Origin of the sequence: Streptomyces tibetensis (assembly GCF_007655005.1) — a bacterium.
GTDB lineage: Bacteria > Actinomycetota > Actinomycetes > Streptomycetales > Streptomycetaceae > Streptomyces > Streptomyces tibetensis.
The window spans coordinates 26,450-47,291 of record NZ_SZVW01000015.1 but is presented as its reverse complement, the minus strand read 5'-3'; the positions used below and the strand labels follow the sequence as shown (position 1 = coordinate 47,291).

The window sequence follows — 20,842 nt, the reverse complement described above, 5'->3', positions numbered from 1 at the left end:
CATGTGCCGGGAGCCTTGAGCGAAGGACCCCTGCATCACGTCGACGCGTTCATCTACCCGAAACCTTGACGCATTCGATCGCCGCTGGGCACACTGCGCGGAATACGTTTTCCCCATGTCAGGCCGGACGCGCGCCCGCGTCCTCGGGCACCCTCGGTGCGTCCCCCCGCGCAGCCCCGACTGCCCGCGCCCCGAGCCGTCACGCGACCTCTCGACCGGACGCGTCACGACAGGAACCAGTACCTCACCACCACGGATGACAAGAAGAGGACCATGACCGGCAACCGAAGACTTGTGTCACGAGCGACAGCCGCCGCACTGTGCGCGCTGGCCGTCGTGCTCGCGTCGATCGTGCTCATTCCGGCGCAGCGGGCCTTCGCCGCGGGCACCACGTACTACGTGAGCGCGACCGGCAACGACAGCAACGCCGGAACCAGCACCAGCGCGCCCTGGCGCTCGCTGAGCAAGGTGAACTCGAAGACGTTCCAGCCAGGCGACACCATTCGCTTCGAGTCCGGTGACAGCTGGACCGGGCAGCTGTGGCCGAAGGGGTCCGGCACCGACGGCGCCCCGATCGCCATCGACAGCTACGGAACGGGCGCCAAGCCGAAGATCGCCGGCCAGGGCACCGTCGCCGACGCGGTGCGGCTGAACAACCAGCAGTACTGGGAGATCCGCAACCTCGACGTGTCGAACGCGGTACCCACGGGGACGACAGACGGTTCGAAGCTCGGCGACCTCCGCGGCATCGGCGTGCACGGTGACAACGGCCAGACCCTGCACCACTTCGTGATCGACTCGGTGGACGTGCACGACGTCACCGGCGAGGTCAAGTGGGTCGGCGGCAGCACCGCCGACAACAAGCCGGGCATCACCTTCGCGCAAGGCTGGGACCGCTCGAAGGACACCGGCGGCATCGCCTTCCTCACCGGCGTCCAGGACATCACCGCGCCCGGCGCCCCCACGGTCCTCGACGGCATCACCGTGGAGAACTCCACCATCAAGAACACCTCGTTCAGCGGGATCGTCACGAAGCAGTACGCCGGTGACGCGCCCGGTGCCGTCTTCACCGGCTGGGGCAAGCGCGCCACGGCCACCGACCCCGCCTACACCCCGTACACCGACGTCACGTTCCGCGGCAACTACATCACGCAGGCGAACACCCCCTACGGCTGCAACGGCATCTACCTCACCGGCGTCCGCGGCGGACTCGTCGAGGGCAACGTGATCGACCGGGTCGGTGTCTCCGGCGTCGAGACCAACATGGCCGACAGCGTCACCGTCCAGCACAACGAGATCATGGGCACCCACCTCTCCTCGGGCGGTGCCGACCAGAACGCCCTGGACCCCGACATCGGCACCACCAACCAGGTGTTCCAGTACAACTACCTCCACGACAACGGCGACGGCATCCTGCTGTGCGCGTGCAACTCCGCGGTCAAGTTCGGCAGCGTGGTGCTCCGCTACAACGTCATCACCGGCAGCACGCGGTGGAACATCCACATGTCGCAGCAGAGCGGCACGGTGGCGAACATCTACAACAACACCATCGCCAACACCAATTCGCAGAACATGGTGACCGGCGGTGTCTCCGGCAAGGCGACGTTCACCAACAACCTGTTCGTCTCCGGTCAGTCCGCCCCCCAGTTCATACAACCGTCGAGCATCACCTACAACAACAACGGATACTCGTCCAACCTGACTACTCGGCCGACGTCGGACGCGAACGCCGTGGTCGGCGCTCCGCAGTTCGTGAATGCCTCCGTCACGGGGCCCTACGGCGACGAGAACGGCCCGAGGCTCGACACGGCGGCGAACTTCGCGCTCCAGTCGGGATCGGCGTTCATCGACGCCGGAGCCACGGTCACCGGCAACGGAGGCCTCGACAACGCCGGGTCTCCTGTGCCGATCGGGAACGGTCCGGAGATCGGTGCCTTCGAACGCGGCGCGCCCGACATCGCGTTCACGGACACCTTCGACGGCCTGGCCACGGGCGCGCTCGCCAACGGAACCAACGGATGGCGAGTCATCTCGACCAACAACGACGTCTCCGTGGTGGAGACGCCGTCCGCCACCGACAAGAGCGTCCGGCTGACCCGCACCATCGAAGGCGGCGGCACCGACGGGACCAACCTCGCCCGCCTCTTCAGCACCCCGCTGCAGGGCGTGGTGACCATCGACACGCAGGTGATGCGCAACGACACGCAGGCCGGCTGGTTCGGGCTGCCCTACGTGTACAACGCCAGCGGTGCCCCAGCCGTCAGCGTCGCCTTCGCCCGCGGCCAGATCCACGCGTACAAGGGCACCACGGACACGGTCATCGGTACGTACACCAATGGCAAGTGGTACCGGGTCACGCTCACCGTGGACACCGTGAACCAGCGCTTCGACCTCGACATCGACGGCCACCGCGTGCTGACCGATGCCGCGTTCCGCACCTCGATGCCGGGAATCGCGAAGGTCGCGTGGTACTCGAACGGGGGCGAGCGCGGGGCGGTGCACGTGGACGACGTCCGGATCTCGCGCGGTACCGGATTCGGCCAGTGAAGTAATGAGAAATCAGCTCTGCCGGGCCGATACCGGCCCGGCAGAGCTGTAATTTCAGTCCTGATCAACTGGACGATATCTGTTCCAGTCCGGCGGTGACCACCGGCACATAGAATATGGTGATCCCCGCCATATTGGGGTGCGTTCCAGACCCCTCCGCACCTGGCAATCCGTCGACCAGGTCATCGAAGGTGTACTTGGCCCGGTGGATGTCATCGCGCGTGTCGAACGGAGTGTCCCCGAAGACGTCGGCGATGGCGACATTCCCATTCCGGCAGACCCGCAAGGTTTCCTCGCGGAGTGCCACCTGGGTGTCCCAGTCCCTCGAACCGAGCTTGTGGGCGGACACGTACACGACGTGGCTGGCAGGCCACCTGCGCTTCATCGTGCACAGCGTCTTCTCGAGTTCGGCGGAGTAAGTCCCCACGTCATAGCGGCCGTTGAAGACCGACTCGGCGTCGTTGGTACCGCCGTCGAAGAGGATGAAGTCCGGCGCGGCTGCCGGGGCCTCCTCGACCTGCGCGAGGATTTGCCCCCCGGAAGCATGCGGGTCGGCACCGATGGTCGCGCCGTTCCGGGCGAATTTCGAAAGGGTCATTCCAGTACGCTCGGCAACGACGTCCACAAAACTGCGCGGATACACGTGACCATGCACGATACTGTCACCGAAGGCGTAGACACTCCTGCCCGCCAACCCCGTTCCCACATCAATCTCCTCATTACTCGACTCTTCAGCGGTCTGATTTTAATCAGAGCATTGACCCGTTGGTCCAGGGGCGCGTAAATTGCACTTAAGAAAGCGCTTACTATCGCGAAAACGGAGTTCTCACACCATGACTACAACGCATGCCGGTCTGCCCGGGGGCGTCGCCATCTCACATCTGTCGGTGTACGACTGGCCTGCCGCCGACGGGGCGTGCGGCGGCACCCCTCACATGCACCTGGCCTGTTCGGAGGCTTACGTCGTCACCGGCGGACGTGGGGTCGTGCAGACGCTGACCGCATCCGGGTACGAGGTCACTCCGCTCCAGGCCGGCACGGTCGCCTGGTTCACGCCCGGCACCATCCACCGGCTGGTCAACGAGGGTGATCTGCGGATCACCGTACTGATGCAGAACAGCGGGCTGCCGGAGGCAGGGGACGCGGTCCTCACGCTGCCACCGGAGTACCTGACCGATCCGGAGACGTACGCACGAGCCACCGCCATCCCCGTCGACGCGCCCAGGGAGGAGCAGGAGCGCGTCGCCCGGGCCCGGCGGGACCTCGCCCTGGAGGGTTACCAGGCACTGCGCGCGGCCGAGGGACCTCAGGCCCTGGCCGCCTTCCACCGTGCCGCCGCCGCGCTCGTACAGCCGCGCATCGCCGAGTGGCGCGAGCGGTGGCGCCAGGGGGCCGAGGCTTCCGCCGCAGCAACCGGGGCGCAGCTCGACTGGCTGGAGCAGGCGGAGGCCCCGCACCTCGCGCATGCTGCCGTGAGGGCCGAACAGCCCGTTGCCCGTGGGAAGTTCGGGATGTGCGGTCGGCTTGACGTATACGAGAACTGACGGCGATGTGCGCCTGAGGCCGCGCGGCGTTCACGGCCGATTCGGCCCGCATCGCGACGCCGGACCGGACGGGTCGTGCGGACAGAGCGGACGGACCTGGTCCGCCTGCCCCGCGCCCACTCCGGCAGCGGCGCCCCCTCGGTCACCGCTTGCGGCCGGCACGACCTGTCGCAGGCGGCTCGGCCGTCGACTCCCGCCAGATGATCCGGAACAGGGAGCCCTCACTCGTCTCGGGCGCGCTGTCCCTCAGACCCGCGATCAGCTTGGCCATGGCCGTGCTGCCGAGCTGTTCGAGCTCCACGTCGACGGTGGTCAGGGACGGAGTCATGAACTGCCCGACCCCCGCGTTGTCCCAACCGGTCACGCTGAGGTCGCCCGGCACGTCCCAGCCGCGCTCCCGGGCGCCCCGGACGACGCCGGCGGCGACGAGGTCGTTGGCCGCGATCACCGCGGTCGGCCGCGCATGGCTAGGGAGCGACCGTATCGCCTCGATGCCGGACTCCCCCGACCAGTCCCCGTCGAAGACCCCGACGGACTCGACCCCGAGGCGTTCGACGGCGTCCAGATAGCTCTGCTTGCGCGCCCTCGCGGAAGCGAACTGCGCGTCGCCCGCAACATGAAGGAACCGGGAGTGACCGAGCGCCGCCAAGTGCTCGATCATCTGCACCACGGGCGTGGCGTCGGCCAGCTGCCCGATGCCACGCATCTCGTCGTCGAAGTCGGCCGAGATCACCACGGTCGTCCTCTGGTGGAGTTTGCTCTCCACCGCGGGAAGCACGGGCGCGAGGGAGAGGATGCCCTCGAACTGTCCCGAATCCGCCAGCTCCAGCAGGCGCTCGCTCCTGGCTCGGACGCCGCCCCCGGCACTCACGACGTCCACGAAGAACCCCCCGGCCTGCGCCGTCGCGCTGGCGCCCGCCAGCATGCGGGACGGGTTGAACGCCATGGCGGGCATGATGATCGCCAGCCGGCCGGTCTTGCGGGTCCGCATCGACCGCGCCACCAGGTTGGGACGGTAGTCCAGTTCGCGGATCGCGTTCTCCACTCGTTCCAGGGTCGCGGGCTTCAGCCCGCCGTTGAATCGCAGGTACCGCGACACCGTCTGGGGCGACACACCGGCGAGTCGCGCCACATCGGTGATCGTCGGCCGTCGTCGCGCCGTGTCAGCGCCGTCCATCCGCTTCTCCCACCCGTCCGCCAACGTTCCGAAGTCAGAGAGTACACACTCTTGACGCAAAAAGTGATCGTTCACTATGGTCCTCCCAACCCAAAGAGTGAACGATCACTTTTTGATCAAGCGGGGCCCGGGACGGGTCCCCACCACTGTGTGCCGATGCCGCCGCTCAAGGGAGCAGTGCCGTGAGCTCCATCAACGAACTACGCCGGCTGCGCGGGTCCCAACGGGGCGCGCGCCAGCAGAACAAGGCGGCGTTCTTCTTCCTACTGCCATGGTTCATCGGGCTCTTCGGGATCACTCTCGGTCCGATGCTGGCCTCGCTGTACCTCAGCTTCACCAAGTACAACCTGCTGCAACCGCCGCAGTTCAGCGGACTCGACAACTGGACGCGCATGCTCTCCGACGAGCGCCTGCACAAGTCGCTCCAGGTGACGTTCAGCTACGTGCTGGTCTCCGTCCCGTTGCAACTGGCGATGGCACTGGGGCTCGCCCTGCTGCTGGACAGGGGAGTGCGTGGCCTTGCCTTCTACCGCTCCGTCTTCTACCTGCCGTCACTGATCGGCGGCAGCGTGGCGATCGCCGTGCTGTGGCGCGCGATGTTCGGGACCAACGGCCTGGTCAACGAGGCCCTGGCCTTCGTCGGTGTCCAGGGGCAGGGCTGGATCTCGGAGCCGGGAACGGCGCTGTCGACCCTCGTCGTCCTGAACGTCTGGACCTTCGGCTCACCCATGGTGATCTTCCTCGCCGGGCTGCGGCAGATTCCTACCTCCCTCTACGAGGCGGCCTCCGTCGACGGCGCGAAGCACTGGCGCCAGTTCCGCAGCATCACCATTCCGCTGCTGACACCCATCATCTTCTTCAACCTGGTGCTGCAGATCATCCACGCCTTCCAGACCTTCACCCAGGCCTTCGTGGTCTCCGGCGGTACCGGAGGGCCCGCCGACTCCACCCTCTTCTTCTCGCTGTACCTGTACCAGCGCGGGTTCGGCCACTTCGACATGGGTTACGCATCCGCACTCGCGTGGGTCCTGCTCCTCATCGTCGCGGCCTTCACCGCCGTCAACTTCTGGGCCTCAAAGTACTGGGTGTTCTACGATGACTGACCGCACCGCAGCCGTACCTCGCTCGCTGCCCGCCCACCGCCCCCACGCGACGCGCCGGATCAGGCGTGCGGTGCGCGCCCCTCTCAAGCACTGCCTGCTGGCTCTCTGTGCCCTGACGATGCTGTACCCCGTCCTGTGGATGGTGGCCAGTTCGCTGCGGCCCAACAACCAGATCTTCCGCAGCGCGGGACTCGCGGTGACGCACCCGCACCTCCAGAACTACAGCAACGGCTGGAACGCCTTCTCCCAACCGTTCAGCCACTACATGATCAACTCGGCGATCGTCGTGACCGGCGCGATCCTCGGCAATCTCCTCGCCTGCTCCCTGGCCGCGTACGCCTTCGCCAGGCTGGAATTCCGGGCGAAGCGCGTGTTGTTCGCGACCATGCTCGTCACCATCATGCTGCCGATCCACGTGATCATCGTGCCCCAGTACGTCCTGTACTCGGAGCTCGGCTGGGTCAACACGTTCCTGCCCCTGATCGTGCCGAAGTTCCTGGCGACCGACGCCTTCTTCATCTTCCTCATGGTGCAGTTCATCCGTGGCATCCCGCGCGAGATCGACGAGGCGGCGCGGATCGACGGCGCCGGGCACGCGCGGATCTTCTTCCACGTCATCCTGCCGCTGATGATCCCGGCCCTGGCGACCACCGCGATCTTCACCTTCATCTGGACCTGGAACGACTTCTACACCCAGCTCATTTATCTGACCGACCCGGACATGTACACCACGCCCCTCGCGCTGCGCACGTTCGTCGACCAGCAGACAGCGACGGACTGGGGCTCGGTGTTCGCCATGAGTGTCGTGTCGCTCGTTCCCGTCTTCCTCGTCTTCCTCGCCGGACAGCGCTTCCTGCTGCGCGGCATCGCGACCACCGGCGGCAAGTAACCGCGGGGGTACTGCCGGACATGCGGAGGCGACCGATTGGCCGCTCGGGAGCACCGCAGACATCAACCCGACCCACCCATCAGAGTCAGGACAAGCCCATGAACTCCAGCCCCTTCAGACGCGTCACGGTCGGAGCGATCGCCTCACTCTCGCTCGTACTGACCGCCTGCTCCGGCGGCAGCACCGAATCCGCTTCCGACCTCAGCGACAAGCCGGTCACCATCCGCGCCACCTGGTGGGGTGCGGACGCCCGCGCCCAGCTCACCGACGAGGTCATCAAGGCGTTCGAGAAGAAGTACCCCAACATCACCGTCAAGGGCCAGTACAAGGACTGGAACGGCTACTGGGACGCACTCGCCACGACGACCGCGGCGAAGGACTCCCCCGACGTCGTCCAGATGGACGAGCTGTACCTCGCGTCGTACGCCGACCGCGGAGCGCTGTACGACCTGGGCAAGGCCAAGAAGCTCCTCAGCACGTCACAGTTCGACGACCAGGCCCTGGCCACCGGGCAGGTCGACGGGACGCAGTACGCGCTTCCCGTCGGTGTCGGCGTCATGTCCGTCCTCGTGAACACCGACATGTTCAAGAAGTACGGCGTGAAGGTTCCCGACGACAAGACATGGACGTGGGACGACTACGCCAAGATCGCGAAGGAGCTGACGGACAAGAGCGGCGGCAAGATCCATGGTGCGGCCGGCGCGCCCGGATTCTCCGCCGGCGACGTCAAGTACTGGGCCCGTCAGCACGGTGAAAACCTCTTCGACAAGGACGGCAACGTCTCGTTGAAGCCCGAGACGCTCGCCGGGATGTGGAAGTACGGTCTGGACCTGACCTCCTCGGGGGCCAGCGTCAAGGCGTCGACGATGGTCGAGGACCTGACCGCGGGTGTCACCGCCGGCAGCTTCGCCACCGGCAAGGCGGCCATGATGGGGGCGTACAACACGCAGATCACCGCAATCCAGCAGGCCGCGGGCGCCCATGTGAAGCTGCTGCAGATGCCTCGTGTCGGCGACACCAAGGCCAACTTCTTCAAGCCCTCCATGTACTGGGCGGTCTCCAGCCAGAGCAAGCACCCGGCCGAGGCGGCCGCGTTCATCAACTTCATGCTCAACGACCAGAAGGCCGCCGACATCCTCAAGACGGAGCGCGGTATCCCGGCCAACAAGGAGATGCTGAAGCACCTCCAGCCGACTCTGGCCGGGACCGACAAGGCGGCGGCCGACTACCAGAAGGCCGTGACCCCGGGTGAGTCGCCGGTCGTGACCCCCAACGGCGGTAGCGGCATCGAGCCGGAGCTGCAGCGCTACAGCCAGGAGGTCTACTTCAAGAAGACCTCGCCCGAAGCCGCCGCGAAGGCCTTCATCAAGGAGCTCCAGGGCGAGATCGACGCGGCCAAGTGACCTCCTTCCCGGGGGCCGGCGCCGCTGCCCACGGCCCCCGGGAGGCCCCACGAGAAGTGGGGCAGGAACCAAGAGAGAGAAAACACCCATGCCAAGCCCCCGGCCGCCGTACCGCGTGGCCATCATCGGCACCGGCGGTATCGCCCACGCTCATGCCGAAGCCCTCACCGAACTCTCCGAACGCGCCCGGCTGGTCGCCGTCGCCGACGTCGACCCCACCCGTGCCGCCGAGTTCGCCGACCGATTCTCCGTGCCGCAACACTTCGACGACCCGCAAGCTCTGCTGGAGAGCGGAGACCTCGATCTCGTACACATCTGTACGCCTCCGCAGACCCACGCCCCCCTGGCGTCCATGGTGATGCAGGCCGGCGTCACCGCGCTGGTGGAGAAGCCGACGGCGCTGAGCCTGCGCGAGATGGACCAGCTGGCCACCGTGCAGGAACAGACCGGCTCCAAGGTCCTGACCGTCTTCCAGCACCGCTACGGCGCGGCGGCCGTACGCCTGCGACGGCTGGCCCGGTCCGGCGCCCTGGGCCGGCCACTGGTCGCCACCTGCGAGACCCTCTGGTACCGGCCCGACGCGTACTTCGAGGTGCCGTGGCGGGGGCGCTGGGACGTCGAGGGAGGTGGCCCGACCATGGGACACGGCATCCATCAGTTCGACCTGATGCTGTCGGTTCTCGGCCCCTGGTCGCAGATCACCGCACTCGCCGACCGCCAGACCCGGCCCACGGACACCGAGGACGTCTCGATCGCCGCCGTCCGGTTCGACAACGGAGCCCTCGCCACGGTGGTCAACTCCCTGCTGTCCCCCCGGGAGACCTCGCGCCTGCGCTTCGACTTCGAACACGCCACGGTCGAACTCGAGCACCTCTACGGCTACCGCGAGGAACACTGGCGGTTCACGCCGGCTCCCGGCCACGAGGAGCTCTCCGACCTCTGGACCAATGGTGACGAGCCGGACATCACGAGCGGCCACAGGCTCCAGATCGAGGCCGTGTTCGATGCCTGGGAGGCCGGTGAGGAACCCGGCGTCTGCCTGCTGGACGCGCGTCGCACGCTGGAGTTCGCGGCGGCGACGTACGCCTCGGCCTTCCGCGGTGTCCGCATCGCCGCGGGCGAACTGACCGACGACGACCCGTTCGCGGAAAGCATGGACGGTGGCGCCGTGCCGTGGGAACCGGTCAAGGAGGCCCTCGTATGAACACTCTTGAGATCCGCCACGACCTCGGCGCCTCGGTCACCGTACGCGACGGCGGCACCGAGCTGTTCCGCTACGTGTACCAGCCGGACACCGTCCAGCTGGAATCCCCCAAGCCCTACATCCATCCCCTGCGCACCCGGGCCGGCAAGGTCGTCAGTCTGTTCCGTCCCCACGACCACGTCTGGCACAAGGGCATCGCCTGGTCCCTGCCCCACGTCGGCGAGGAGAACTTCTGGGGCGGTCCCACGTACATCCACGGACGCTTCTACGTCCAGCTGGAGAACAACGGAACCCAGGCCCACCGCCGGATGGTCGACCTGGACAGGACCGACGGAGCGGCGACGTTCGCTCACGACCTGGACTGGACCACCCAGTCCGGCGCGCTCTTCTTCACCGAACGCAGGACGCTGCGAGCGAGCCTGATCTCCCCGCACGCCTGGGCGTTGACGTTCGAGACGCGGATGACGAACGTCTCCGGAAGGGACGTCGCCATGGGATCGCCGACCACCAAGGGCCGGGAGAACGCCGGCTACGGCGGCCTGTTCTGGCGTGGCCCGCGGTCCTTCACCGGCGGACAGTTCGTGACCGAGGAAGGCATGGGTGGCGACGAGGTTCGTGGGCGGCGCATGGAGTGGATGGGCTTCGCGGGCCGCCACGACGAGACGGACGCGCAGTCGCTCGTACTCATGCTCGACGACACGGCCAACCCGAGTCACCCGCCGCAGTGGTTCGCCCGGACCGAGGAGTTCGCCTGCCTCAATCCGGCACCGTTCTTCAGCGAGGAGCTGACCGTCGAGGACGGCGCGACCGTGCGGTTCCGCTACGGCGTCGGGATCGCCGATGCCGAGGCGAGCGCGGCTCCCGCACTCGCCGACGCGGTACGCCGGGTGCTCACACCGTCGGATACGCCGTCCGCACGTGCCGCGGAATCGTCTTCAGGGCGCTTCGCGACGGAGTGATCCGACCCTGCTGCTGCTATGCATGCCCCCGGCGTGCACTCCCCGCTCACCAGGGAGTGCACGCCTTCCTCGCCCCCCCCGGCTGCTGTGATCGCCGTAGAAGCAGGTGCCTGCGAACGGCAGCGAGGAAGTACCAGACACGTACGGGCATGATGGCGGCCCTGAATGTCCGCTCGAACGCAGGACGGCCCCGTCTGCGTCACCTTGCGCCCGTGGTGCCACAGGCACCGGCTCGTCGAGGGCTGCCGCCACATCACCCGCCGGTGCGAGGCCGACTTGCTCGACTGTGGGACCGCGGTAGTGCGGGTTCACACCCGCTGATGGCCGGCGCACGACGTTCAGCCCAGCGCGGGAAGTCCGACCCGATCGATGCCGAGGCGGTGTCCCGGGTCGCTCCGCGCGAGCCCGACCTTCCCAAGGCGTGCCTGGCACTTCGTCGCAGTGACGAGTCGTCACGAAGAGGGAGGGACCCGCGCGCGGAGATCCCGCCTGGTGGAGCAATCGCGGAGGAGCCACACCCGGCGATTTCACAACCGTTACAGTGATGCCGACCCTGTCCACCGCGCCGGAGCCCACCTTGCCGAACCTGTCCCACCTCGAGGAGATCTTCTCCGACGAGGGTGACGGCGCCGTCGGCCCCGTGCGATCGCCCGGCTGGCAAAGCAACGTCTCGCCGCAGGGACTCACGGTGACATTGATCGCCGACTACACGTTCCCCGTCCGGGCGTGGTTGCCGTCGGCGGCGATCGTGGCATTGCTCGGCGAGTTCCACGTGACCGCGGGCGCCGCCCGTACGACGATCAGCAGGCTGATGCGCCGTGGAGTGCTGGAGAGCAGCCGGCAAGGGCGGTACAGCTCCTACCGGCTGACGTCGCAGGCCGCCGTCGACCTGTGGAGCGGCGCCAGCTCGATCGCCACCTTCACCACCCAACCCGACTCATGGGACGGTCGGTGGACACTGATCGCCTTCTCCGTCCCGGAACAGGAGAGCACGCGGCGGCGCGCACTGCGCACCGCGCTGCGCTGGCGCGGATTCGCGCCGCTGTACGACGCGCTCTGGGTGTCGCCGCACCCCCTGACCCCCAAGGGGCGGATCGAGGTGGCCGACCTGGCGCGGGGTGCGGTGACCGTGTTCCGCGCGCGGCAGGAGGAACTGGACACGGAGGTCGACCGCAATCCGGTCCAGGCGTGGGACCTGCCCGGCATCGCCGAGCACTACCGGGCTTTCATCGACCGTTGGAGCGGCTTGCTTGCGCACATCAGCACCGACGGCGTCACCGGTGCCGACGCGGTGCGCGCACGGACCGAGGTCATGCACGCCTACCGGCACTTCCCCATTCTGGACCCGCTGCTCCCCATCGGGCTGCTGCCGCCCGGCTGGCCCCGGTCGCGGGCGCGGGAAGTCTGCGTCGCGGTGTACGACGGTCTGCTCCAGCCCGCCCAGGACCACGTCCGCTCCGTGGTGACCCGATTCGCGGAGGGACCACACCCCGACATCAGGGCCCATACGATCGCCGGCATGAGTGCGGGTATCGGCCACGGCTGACGCCAGGCCGCCGCGAGGATGATCGTGCGGGCTCGAAGACGTCACACCTTGCCTCCCGCGCCTGCGATCTGTCGAATGCGCGTCGAAGACAACAGAGTTGAGCGCCAATGATTGACAGATCGGCACCCGATCGGGAATGTACCTGTTGCAAGACATGTGGGAACGCTCCCAGAGGTGCGGCACACGCCGAGTGGAAGGAGAGGCACCCCTGCGCCGTTTCCGCAGAATCAACACCTCCCCGTCAGAGAAGCGGACGGTCGGGCGCGAAGGACTGCTCCCTCGATAAGTCACGATTCGGCCGGTGTTCAGCAGCTCGCCACGTCTCTGCCGGCAAGGCCACACCACGCCCATGACCACCACGGGCAGGACCGGAACGTCCTCCACCGTGCGCGATTCGCCGACCCGACCACCCCCACCACCACTCCCCCCACCACCTAGGTCAGTCTCACCGCCGCGGCATCACCCACGCCTCTTCCCGGCACCTGACCGAACAGCGCTCCGCCCCCCACCAGGAGTCGTCATGACCATGCAACGGCGTAGTCTCGTGACGCTGAGCGCAGCCGGAGCCGCGGGCGTGGGCATGTCCCTGCTCGGCACGGGACACGCAAGTGCCACCGCGAGTGCCGGCGCTCCTACCCAGCGGTTCGCGGTCGGCGTGCGCCAGTACGCCTGGAGCCGCGGCAGCCGCCGGTGGACCACCTACGTCTACTACCCCTCCACCGGCGCCCCCGGTGGCTCCCCGGTCACCAACGCGCCCGTCGCCCAAGGCGTCTTCCCGGTCTGCGAGTTCATGCACGGCTTCAGCAGCAGCCCGCAGAAGTCACTGGCGATCATCCGCCCCCTGGCCGAAGCCGGCTTCATCGTCCCCGCCCCCCACTTCGCCAACCTCAGTGGCCAGGACGTCTACAACGGCACCCAGCCCAAGGACGTCTCCGAGGTCATCACCCGGACCCTCGCCCTCAACACGGCCGGCGACCCGCTGGCCGGCCACATCGACACAGCGGTCGGGGTCGGTGTCTCCGGCCACTCCATGGGCGGCATGACCACCCACGGCCTGCTCACGTCCTGGCCCGACGCGCGGATCACCGCCGCGATCCCCATGTCCCGTGTGGACATGGGCAACCCGAGCCCGTCGGCCCGCGCCAAGGTCCTGTTCACGCACGGCGACCGGGACGGAACGTGCCCGATCTCTCCGCCCGCCAGGCGTACCGGGAACTGCCCGCCGCAAAGGCGTTCCTCACCTTCCGCGGCGCCGGCCACAGCAACTGCTTCGGCGACTCCCGCACCGTCAACACCTTCGTGGACTGGATGCGGTGGAGTCTGTACGGCGACACCTCGGCCCGCGACCGCCTTCGCGCCGACGCCGCCTCCAGCACGACCACCTGGGAATCCGCCCTGAGCTGAGGAGCGACCACGCACGGCCCGGGTGCGCGCGTCTGCCGTGCTCGCCGGGCATCCGGGCCGTGCAGGGTGCGTGGCCACCCCAGACAGATCCACTTGAGGGTTTCGACGCCCTCAAGGACGCAAGAGAGGAAAGCTCATGGTTTCACTAGCAGGGAAGATCAGGGTCATCTTCCTTGCCGTCATGTTGGCGGTTGCCGCATCGGTGTACGGCGCGGCGCATCAGGCATCGGCCGATACCGCGGCAGAGTCCAGCGCTTCACAGATCGTGGCCGACATGGGCGCGGGATGGAATCTGGGGAACCAACTCGAAGCCACCACCAACGGATACCCCAGCGAAACAGCGTGGGGCCAGCCGATGGTGACACAGACTCTCATCGACAAAGTGAAGGCGGCAGGGTTCAAGACGATCAGGATCCCGGTCTCCTACCTGGGATACATAGGGCCCGGCCCGAATTACACGATCAACGCCTCCTGGCTGAACAGAGTCCAAGAAGTCGTCAACTATGCCTACAACAGGGGCCTGCATGTGCTGATCAACATGCACGGCGACGGGTACAAGAACGTCAACGGCTCCTGGCTGATCTGCGATTCACCTTCCCAGGCGACGATCAAAGCCAAGTACGAGAAAGCCTGGCAGCAGATCGCGAACAGGTTCAGGAACTACGACCAGCGCCTGATCCTGGAGTCCATGAACGAGGAGTTCGACGGGCAGTACGGCCGCCCGACCCAACCGTGCTACTCGAACATCAACAGCTACAACCAGATCTTCGTGGACACCGTGCGGAAAACGGGCGGCAACAACAGTTCGAGGTGGCTGCTAGTGGCCGGCTGGAACACGAACATCGATTACACCGCGGGGAACTACGGCTTCGTGCTGCCGTCCGACCAGTACCGCTCCCCCTCCATTCCCGCAAATGAGCGGCGGATCATGATCTCCGTTCATCACTACAGCCCCTGGGACTTCGCCGGAGAGGAAAACGGCACCATCACGCAATGGGGCCGAGCGGCGACCAATCCGTCAAGGACGTCGACCTGGGGACAGGAGGACTATCTGGACGCGCAGCTCAAGCTGATGCGCGATGTGTTCGTCGCGAAGGGGTATCCGGTGGTGGTGGGCGAATACGGTGCCATCGACAAGTCATCGTTCGATTCGTCGAACAACAGGTACCGCGCGGACTTCGCACGGGCCGTCGTGGCCACGGCCAAGAAATACGGCGCGGCCGCCATCTACTGGGACAACGGTGCAACCGATCGGTACGGGTTCGGGCTGTTCAACCGGCGCTCCCTCACGGTCACCCAGCAGGGCATCATCAACGCCATCATGACCGGCGTCAGCGGCAGTGTTGCCGGCTCCGGCCTTCCGTCCGGCACGTAGCAGGACCCGAATCTCGACGACGGGTACGTACATACCTCGTGGGCGCGCAGTTGGGCAGGGTGGCGATGCGACACGGTGCGCCATCTCGTCAACTGCGCGCCGACCAGCCGGAGAAGTCCCGCTGCTCCACGTCTGGGAGCACGTTCGGCAAACGGACGACAGCGATGTCTTCATCCTGTTGGCTCTTTCTGTTCGAGTGTGTGTGGGCGTGAGCCGACGAGAGGTCGCGGGCGCAGCCCTGCCCTCCTCGCCACATTCCTTCTGAAAGAGCACTTGAACTGGCCTGACTCCCGCCGTATCAAACAGCTCACGGCCGAGGCACGGCGAGCCCCCGCCCCACAGGATCGCACTTCTTCTTCCGTGGATTGGTGAGCAATGGTTGACAGCTTCGCGCCCGATCGAGAAGCTGCGTGATGCACCTCAAGTTCGTCGTGATGTGACTGCGCACTTCCGTCGCAACACCTCTGGGATCGCTCACAGTCCCGACCTGGAGGAGCGCCCTGGCACGCCAAGGCCGCCCCCTCGACACGTGCCACTCGTAAGCACTCCAACCTCAGTTGTTGCCACTCCGAGGGAGGCGCATCGGCTGGGATCGCACGCTGTCACACGAACTCCGAGAATCTGAACGTCAGTTGCGCCAAGCACCCACCCCGCTCCTGGAGGTCTCTCTCACTGACCCGCTCTCCGCCGCCCGCGACGTCTCACCCGCGGCCGACGGAAGGAAAGGACCGACCATGTTCCCGCAACCCCCCACACCAGTTGCCGGGCGCATCACCCGGCGAACCCTGCTCAAGGCCACCACCGCCACCGCCGGGGCGCTCGCCACCGCCGTCGCGTTCGCCGAACTCGAGACACCCGCCGAGGCCGCGGCGAGCTTCGTCAAGGGCGTCGACATCAGCTGGGCACCTCAGATGGAGGCCGGCGGCTACTCCTGGAAGAACGCCGGCGGGCAGACCCAGGACCTGCTGACCATCCTCAAGGGATACGGCATCACCGCCGTACGCCTGCGTACGTTCGTCAACCCTTCCAACGACCCGGCCAACGGCCACTGCGGCATCAACGAGGTGGCCGCCTTCGCCAAGCGGGTCAAGGCCGCCGGCATGTCGATCATGCTCGACTACATGTTCGGCGACACCTGGAACTCCGTCGGCGTGCAGAACCCGCCCGCGGCCTGGCGGAACATGAGCTACAGCCAGATGCGCACCGCGATGGGCACGTACGTGAACCAGACCATGACGGTCATGAGGAACAACGACGTGCTCCCCACCTGGGTGCAGATCGGCAACGAGATCAACAGCGGGATCTGCCGCCCGGCCGGCAGCGTCTCCAACGGGGCGCAGATGACCGGGCTGCTCAACGCCGCATACGACCAGGTCAAGGCAGTGTCGCCGAACTCGACGGTGTGCATCCACCTGGCCCAACCGCAGAAGTACGACGTGATGACGACGTTCTTCAGCCGCTTCGCGGCGAGCGACGGCAAGTGGGACATGTCGGTGTTCTCGTCCTACGGCAGTGCCGACCTCGCCCCCGGGATCGTGGCGAACATGAAGAAGATCTCCGCCGCCTACGGCAAACCGTTCCTGCAGAGCGAGTTCGGTGGCCGGGTGGACCGGGTCTCCGCCACCCAGGCCTCGCTGGTCGCCTACATCAAGGCCCTCAAAGCCAACGGCGGGCAGGGCATCTTCTACTGGGAGCCGGAGTGCATGTCCCCGTTCACCGGCTACAACATGGGCGCCTGGGACTCCGCCGGCAAGCGACCCACCGCGATCATGAACGGCTTCACCCAGGCCTGAGCGACCGGCCATGGACCTCAATCCGGGCAACTCTCCGGCCGAGAACTGGGATTGGTGATTGTAATGCGCATGACATCGAGTCTCGAAGGGCACGGGGTCAGGCTGGGAGCAGTGGGTCTGCTGACCCTTGCGACGCTGGTCGGCACCGGTGCGGCACATGCCGATGCCGCCACGCGGGCACTGCCGGCCGGTTGTTCCGGCACTGCGCCGATCAAGTGTCACTACGCGGTCTCACCCGGCAACTACGACGTGACGGTCTCCATCGGTGGTGCCACTGCCGCCGCGACCGACATGTGGGTGGAGGCCCGGCGCCTGATGCTTCCGGCGACGAATACGGCGGCCGGTGCCGCCGCCACGTACTCGTTCACGGTCAACGTGCGGCAGCCGGAGGGGCAGCCGACCGGCCAGGGCGGCACCGGAAACCCCGGTCTGGACATCCGGTTCGCGGGGACCAACCCGCAGGTGTCGGCCGTCTCCGTGAAACCGGCGACCCAGCCGCTCGTCGCCTACCTGGCCGGTGACTCGACCGTGTGCGACCAGCCCGTGGCCCCGTACACGGGATGGGGCCAGATGATCACGTCGGCGGTGGGGCCCGGAGCGTCAGTCGCCAACTACGCGGACTCGGGCGAGAGTTCAGGCAGCTTCCTGAGGAACTCGGCGCTCTTCCCGGCGCTGCTGCCGAAGCTCAAGGCAAACGACGCGGTCTTCATACAGTTCGGCCACAACGACAAGCAGACCAGCGCGTCGGCCTTCCGGAGCAACCTCACCTCCATGATCACGCAGGTCCGTGCGAAGGGCGGCGTCCCCGTTCTGGTGACCCCGCCGGTGCGCCGGCAGTTCAACGGCAACCGGCTCACGGCAACGGCGCTGCATGTCAACGGCGTGGGCGTGAACCTGCCCGCCGAGATGCGCTCGCTCGGCGCGGCGCAGAACGTGCCGGTGATCGATCTGACCACCAAGAGCAAGACACTGGTTGAGTCCCTCGGCCCGTCCGCCTCCGCACAGCTCTTCCTGCGCTCATCCGTCGACGGTGTCACGGACAACACCCACTTCTCGCAGTACGGCGCGAGCCAGATGGGCGGGCTGGTGCTCCAGAGCATCCGCGAGCAGCGCCTGCCTCTGGCCGCGTACCTGCGCTGACCCACGCCCGGCGCCAGTCCCAAGGAGGGACCCGTTGAGGAACTTACGGATTCTCATCACGACCGCGCTCGTGATCGCCTTGTCGAGCCTCGGTGTCAGCGCCGCATCCGCGGCGGACCGCGTCGCCACGAACTGTGCCAGTGCCTCCCGCGCCCAGGCCCCGGCCGCACGGGCGGTCGCCGCACCGGTCACCGTGTGGCTGGCCGGCGACTCCACCATGGCCAACCCGAGTTCCGGCCGTTGTCCGGTCGGCTGGGGCAGCCAGTTCGACGCCCTGTTCAACAGCGACGTGACGGTCAAGAACCAGGCCGTCGGAGGCCGCAGCATCCAGACCTGGCTGTACGAGGGGAACGTGAGCGGCACCAAGGGCTCGGACGGTGAGTGCCGCCTCACGTCCACCTCGTACTCGTCCCGCTGGCAGGCGATGCTGAACTCGAGCACCGGAATGAAGGCCGGTGACTACCTGTTCATCCAGTTCGGCATCAACGACTCCTCCTCGACCTGCCCCCGGCATGTCGGCCCCGCCCGCTACCGGCAGTTGATGACCACGATGGTGCAGGCCGCCCTGGCCCGGGGAGCGCATCCGGTGCTGCTTACCCCGGTTGCGGCCATCACCTGTTCCGGCGGCACCGCGACGAAGAACCGCGGCTTCGTGAACGAGACCTTCGCCGTCGGATCCGCCACCAGGGCGCCGGTCGTCGACCTGCAGTCGCTGAGCGTCTCGCTCTACAACAGTCTGCGCTTCTGCCCGAACAACGGCGACTACGGAGGCAGCGGTCCCCTGGGCACCTTCTTCTGCAACGACCACACCCACTTCGACACCTACGGCGCCCAGCGGGTCGCAGGGCTCGTCGCCGGTGACGTGCGCCGCCAGAACCTCCCGCTCGCCGCGTATCTCACGTAGCACGCGGCGGTGGGCGCGAACCGAGGCGGGTCGGTTCGCGGGTGGCCTTAATGACGGCGGTGCAGCAGACCCAGGACTCAGTCGTCCCTACCAACCTGACGGTGGCGTACGGAAACGGCTCGGCTCCGACCGGGCCGCGGGGCGTGCGACGAAGACGGAGGCCGGGGCGAGGGTACGACCGTCGAAGCAAGCTCCGCATCGGTGGTGACAGGAGGCCTGTCCATGGCCGGAGGTCCCCCCGGCTTACGGACATGGACTGCGCGGCCACTTCGTCCCGTGGGTTATGAGGTCCGCACCGCCGCTCGTGATCAGCGATGTGTGCGGCGTGTCGGCGGCACTGCTGAGCCGCCTCAAGCACGCCGCCCCCGTTCAACCAGAGCAGCCGGTTCGCGATGTCTGTTCGGCCCCCGCCCGAGCGATCAGGGAGTGGGCCGCTCACTCGGAAGGTGGTACACGCATCCATGGCAGTGACACGAAGACGGTCCACTCGGGAGATGACGCCGTGAGAACTGCGAAGTTCAGCACCCCTGTCCTCCTGCTCTCGGTGGTCACGGTGAGTTCCGTCGCCATGCACCCCGGCTCGGCGTCCGCGAGCGCCGCGGCGGCCGGAAGCACCTACTACGTCGCCCCGAACGGGAACGACGGAGCAGCAGGTACGCAGGCCGCCCCGTGGGCGTCGATCGCCCGTGCACAGGCCGTCGCCAAGGCGGGCGACACGGTTTACTTCCGGGGTGGCACCTACGTCTACACCCGCGCGAACAGCGCCTGTTCGAGCCAGACCGCCAAGGTCGACGCGATCACCCTCAACAAGAGCGGCAGTTCGGGCAACCCGATCCGGTACTGGGCCCGGCCGGGCGAGAAACCGGTCTTCGACTTCTCGCGGATGACGGACAACTGCCGCATCAAGGGCTTCAACGTCACCGGCAGCTGGATCCACCTCAAAGGACTGGAAGTCAAAGGCGTTCCCCAGAACAACAACCGCAACGCCGAGTCCTGGGGGATCTGGGTTTCCGGCAGCAACGACGTCTTCGAGCAGATCGACACCCACCACCACATGGGTACCGGCCTGTTCATCAGCGGCGGGGGCGGCAACCTCGTCCTCAACTCGGACGCGCATGACAACTACGACCTGCGCAGCAACGACGGGCCCGGGGAGAACGCCGACGGGTTCGGTTCGCACTACACGCCGGCCGGCCGGCCCGCGAACGTGTTCCAGGGTTGCCGTGCGTGGTGGAACGCCGATGACGGGTTCGACCTCATCTCCACCTACTCGCCCGTGACCATCGAGAACTCGTGGGCCTGGCGCAACGGGTACGTGCCGGGGACGACGACGCCCTCCGGCAACGGAGCCGGCTTCAAGTCCGGCGGCTACGGGGGCGACTACGAGGCCGACGCGCCGAAGCACACCGTCCGCTCCTCGGTGGCGTTCCTCAACAAGGCGGCCGGCTTCTACGCCAACCACCACCCGGTGGCCAACGACTTCTTCAACAACACCGGCTATGGAAACCACCCCAACTTCAACATGCTGGGGATCGACTCGCGCGGCGCCGCCGTCGGCCGGGGCAACCTGCGCAACAACATCGCCTACACCGGAACGGCGACGTCGAACATGAGCGGCACGAACGCCGCGTACAACTCCTGGAACCTCGGCGTCCCCCTGTCGGACTCCCAGTTCCGCAGTGTGTCGACGTCCGGCTGGGACGCGCCCCGCCAGACCGACGGGAACCTGCCCGTGCTGCCCCACCTCCGTCTCGCGGCGAACAGTGCCCTGATCGACAAGGGCACCGACGTGGGACTGCCCTTCAGCGGAAGCGCGCCGGATCTCGGCGCCTTTGAGAGTGACGGAAGGTGACC

The 20,842-nt window shown here is 67.1% G+C and carries 16 protein-coding genes; 14 read left to right on the top strand and 2 right to left on the bottom strand.

Annotation, left to right across the window (positions count from 1 at the left end; genetic code table 11):
• Positions 1 to 273: 273 nt before the first annotated feature.
• Positions 274 to 2,547, top strand: a complete 2,274-nt coding sequence (locus FDO69_RS25190; protein ID WP_104782136.1) for a right-handed parallel beta-helix repeat-containing protein — start codon at positions 274 to 276, stop codon at positions 2,545 to 2,547.
• A 64-nt stretch (positions 2,548 to 2,611) separates the two neighbouring features.
• On the opposite strand, the gene FDO69_RS25185 is transcribed toward FDO69_RS25190, so the two are convergent.
• Entirely contained in the window at positions 2,612 to 3,253 is a 642-nt protein-coding gene (locus FDO69_RS25185; RefSeq protein ID WP_159030646.1) for an SGNH/GDSL hydrolase family protein, read from the bottom strand.
• Positions 3,254 to 3,380: 127 nt separating this feature from the next.
• Here FDO69_RS25185 and FDO69_RS25180 point away from each other — a divergent pair, with 127 nt between their 5' ends.
• Positions 3,381 to 4,091 carry a cupin domain-containing protein gene (locus FDO69_RS25180; protein ID WP_104782134.1) on the top strand — a complete coding sequence of 237 codons (711 nt, stop codon included), beginning with the start codon at positions 3,381 to 3,383 and terminating at the stop codon, positions 4,089 to 4,091.
• 142 nt (positions 4,092 to 4,233) lie between these two features.
• Here FDO69_RS25180 and FDO69_RS25175 read toward each other — a convergent pair whose 3' ends face one another.
• Positions 4,234 to 5,268 carry a LacI family DNA-binding transcriptional regulator gene (locus FDO69_RS25175; protein WP_104782133.1) on the bottom strand — a complete coding sequence of 345 codons (1,035 nt, stop codon included), beginning with the start codon at positions 5,266 to 5,268 and terminating at the stop codon, positions 4,234 to 4,236.
• Positions 5,269 to 5,450: 182 nt separating this feature from the next.
• Between FDO69_RS25175 and FDO69_RS25170 the strand changes: the two genes are divergently transcribed.
• The 12 genes from FDO69_RS25170 (at position 5,451) to FDO69_RS25110 (ending at position 20,840) form a co-directional block, all read left to right on the top strand.
• On the top strand, positions 5,451 to 6,371 hold the full coding sequence (locus FDO69_RS25170) for a carbohydrate ABC transporter permease (RefSeq protein WP_167526677.1): 921 nt from the start codon (positions 5,451 to 5,453) through the stop codon (positions 6,369 to 6,371).
• Positions 6,364 to 7,260 carry a carbohydrate ABC transporter permease gene (locus FDO69_RS25165; RefSeq protein ID WP_104782132.1) on the top strand — a complete coding sequence of 299 codons (897 nt, stop codon included), beginning with the start codon at positions 6,364 to 6,366 and terminating at the stop codon, positions 7,258 to 7,260. The genes FDO69_RS25170 and FDO69_RS25165 overlap by 8 nt, the downstream gene beginning before the upstream one ends.
• Positions 7,261 to 7,358: 98 nt before the next feature.
• The gene (locus tag FDO69_RS25160; RefSeq protein ID WP_159030645.1) at positions 7,359 to 8,663 is read left to right on the top strand and encodes an ABC transporter substrate-binding protein; all 1,305 of its coding nucleotides are present in this window, start codon (positions 7,359 to 7,361) and stop codon (positions 8,661 to 8,663) included.
• Between the two features lie 88 nt (positions 8,664 to 8,751).
• The gene (locus tag FDO69_RS25155; RefSeq protein ID WP_104782130.1) at positions 8,752 to 9,867 is read left to right on the top strand and encodes a Gfo/Idh/MocA family protein; all 1,116 of its coding nucleotides are present in this window, start codon (positions 8,752 to 8,754) and stop codon (positions 9,865 to 9,867) included.
• Positions 9,864 to 10,826, top strand: a complete 963-nt coding sequence (locus FDO69_RS25150; protein WP_104782129.1) for a DUF6807 domain-containing protein — start codon at positions 9,864 to 9,866, stop codon at positions 10,824 to 10,826. Before FDO69_RS25155 ends, FDO69_RS25150 begins: the two co-directional genes overlap by 4 nt.
• Before the next feature lie 544 nt (positions 10,827 to 11,370).
• Entirely contained in the window at positions 11,371 to 12,372 is a 1,002-nt protein-coding gene (locus FDO69_RS25140; RefSeq protein WP_104782128.1) for a PaaX family transcriptional regulator, read from the top strand.
• Positions 12,373 to 12,892: 520 nt separating this feature from the next.
• On the top strand, positions 12,893 to 13,771 hold the full coding sequence (locus FDO69_RS25135) for an alpha/beta hydrolase (RefSeq protein WP_234388086.1): 879 nt from the start codon (positions 12,893 to 12,895) through the stop codon (positions 13,769 to 13,771).
• A 141-nt stretch (positions 13,772 to 13,912) separates the two neighbouring features.
• Positions 13,913 to 15,151, top strand: coding sequence for a glycoside hydrolase family 5 protein (locus tag FDO69_RS25130; RefSeq protein ID WP_104782127.1), 1,239 nt, complete (start codon positions 13,913 to 13,915; stop codon positions 15,149 to 15,151).
• A 734-nt stretch (positions 15,152 to 15,885) separates the two neighbouring features.
• On the top strand, positions 15,886 to 16,944 hold the full coding sequence (locus tag FDO69_RS25125) for a glycosyl hydrolase 53 family protein (RefSeq protein ID WP_104782126.1): 1,059 nt from the start codon (positions 15,886 to 15,888) through the stop codon (positions 16,942 to 16,944).
• Positions 16,945 to 17,013: 69 nt separating this feature from the next.
• Entirely contained in the window at positions 17,014 to 18,084 is a 1,071-nt protein-coding gene (locus tag FDO69_RS25120; protein ID WP_234388085.1) for a rhamnogalacturonan acetylesterase, read from the top strand.
• A gap of 34 nt (positions 18,085 to 18,118) precedes the next feature.
• Positions 18,119 to 18,988, top strand: a complete 870-nt coding sequence (locus FDO69_RS25115) for a GDSL-type esterase/lipase family protein (protein ID WP_104782124.1) — start codon at positions 18,119 to 18,121, stop codon at positions 18,986 to 18,988.
• 502 nt (positions 18,989 to 19,490) lie between these two features.
• Positions 19,491 to 20,840 carry a right-handed parallel beta-helix repeat-containing protein gene (locus tag FDO69_RS25110; RefSeq protein WP_104782123.1) on the top strand — a complete coding sequence of 450 codons (1,350 nt, stop codon included), beginning with the start codon at positions 19,491 to 19,493 and terminating at the stop codon, positions 20,838 to 20,840.
• The last annotated feature ends 2 nt before the right edge of the window (positions 20,841 to 20,842 follow it).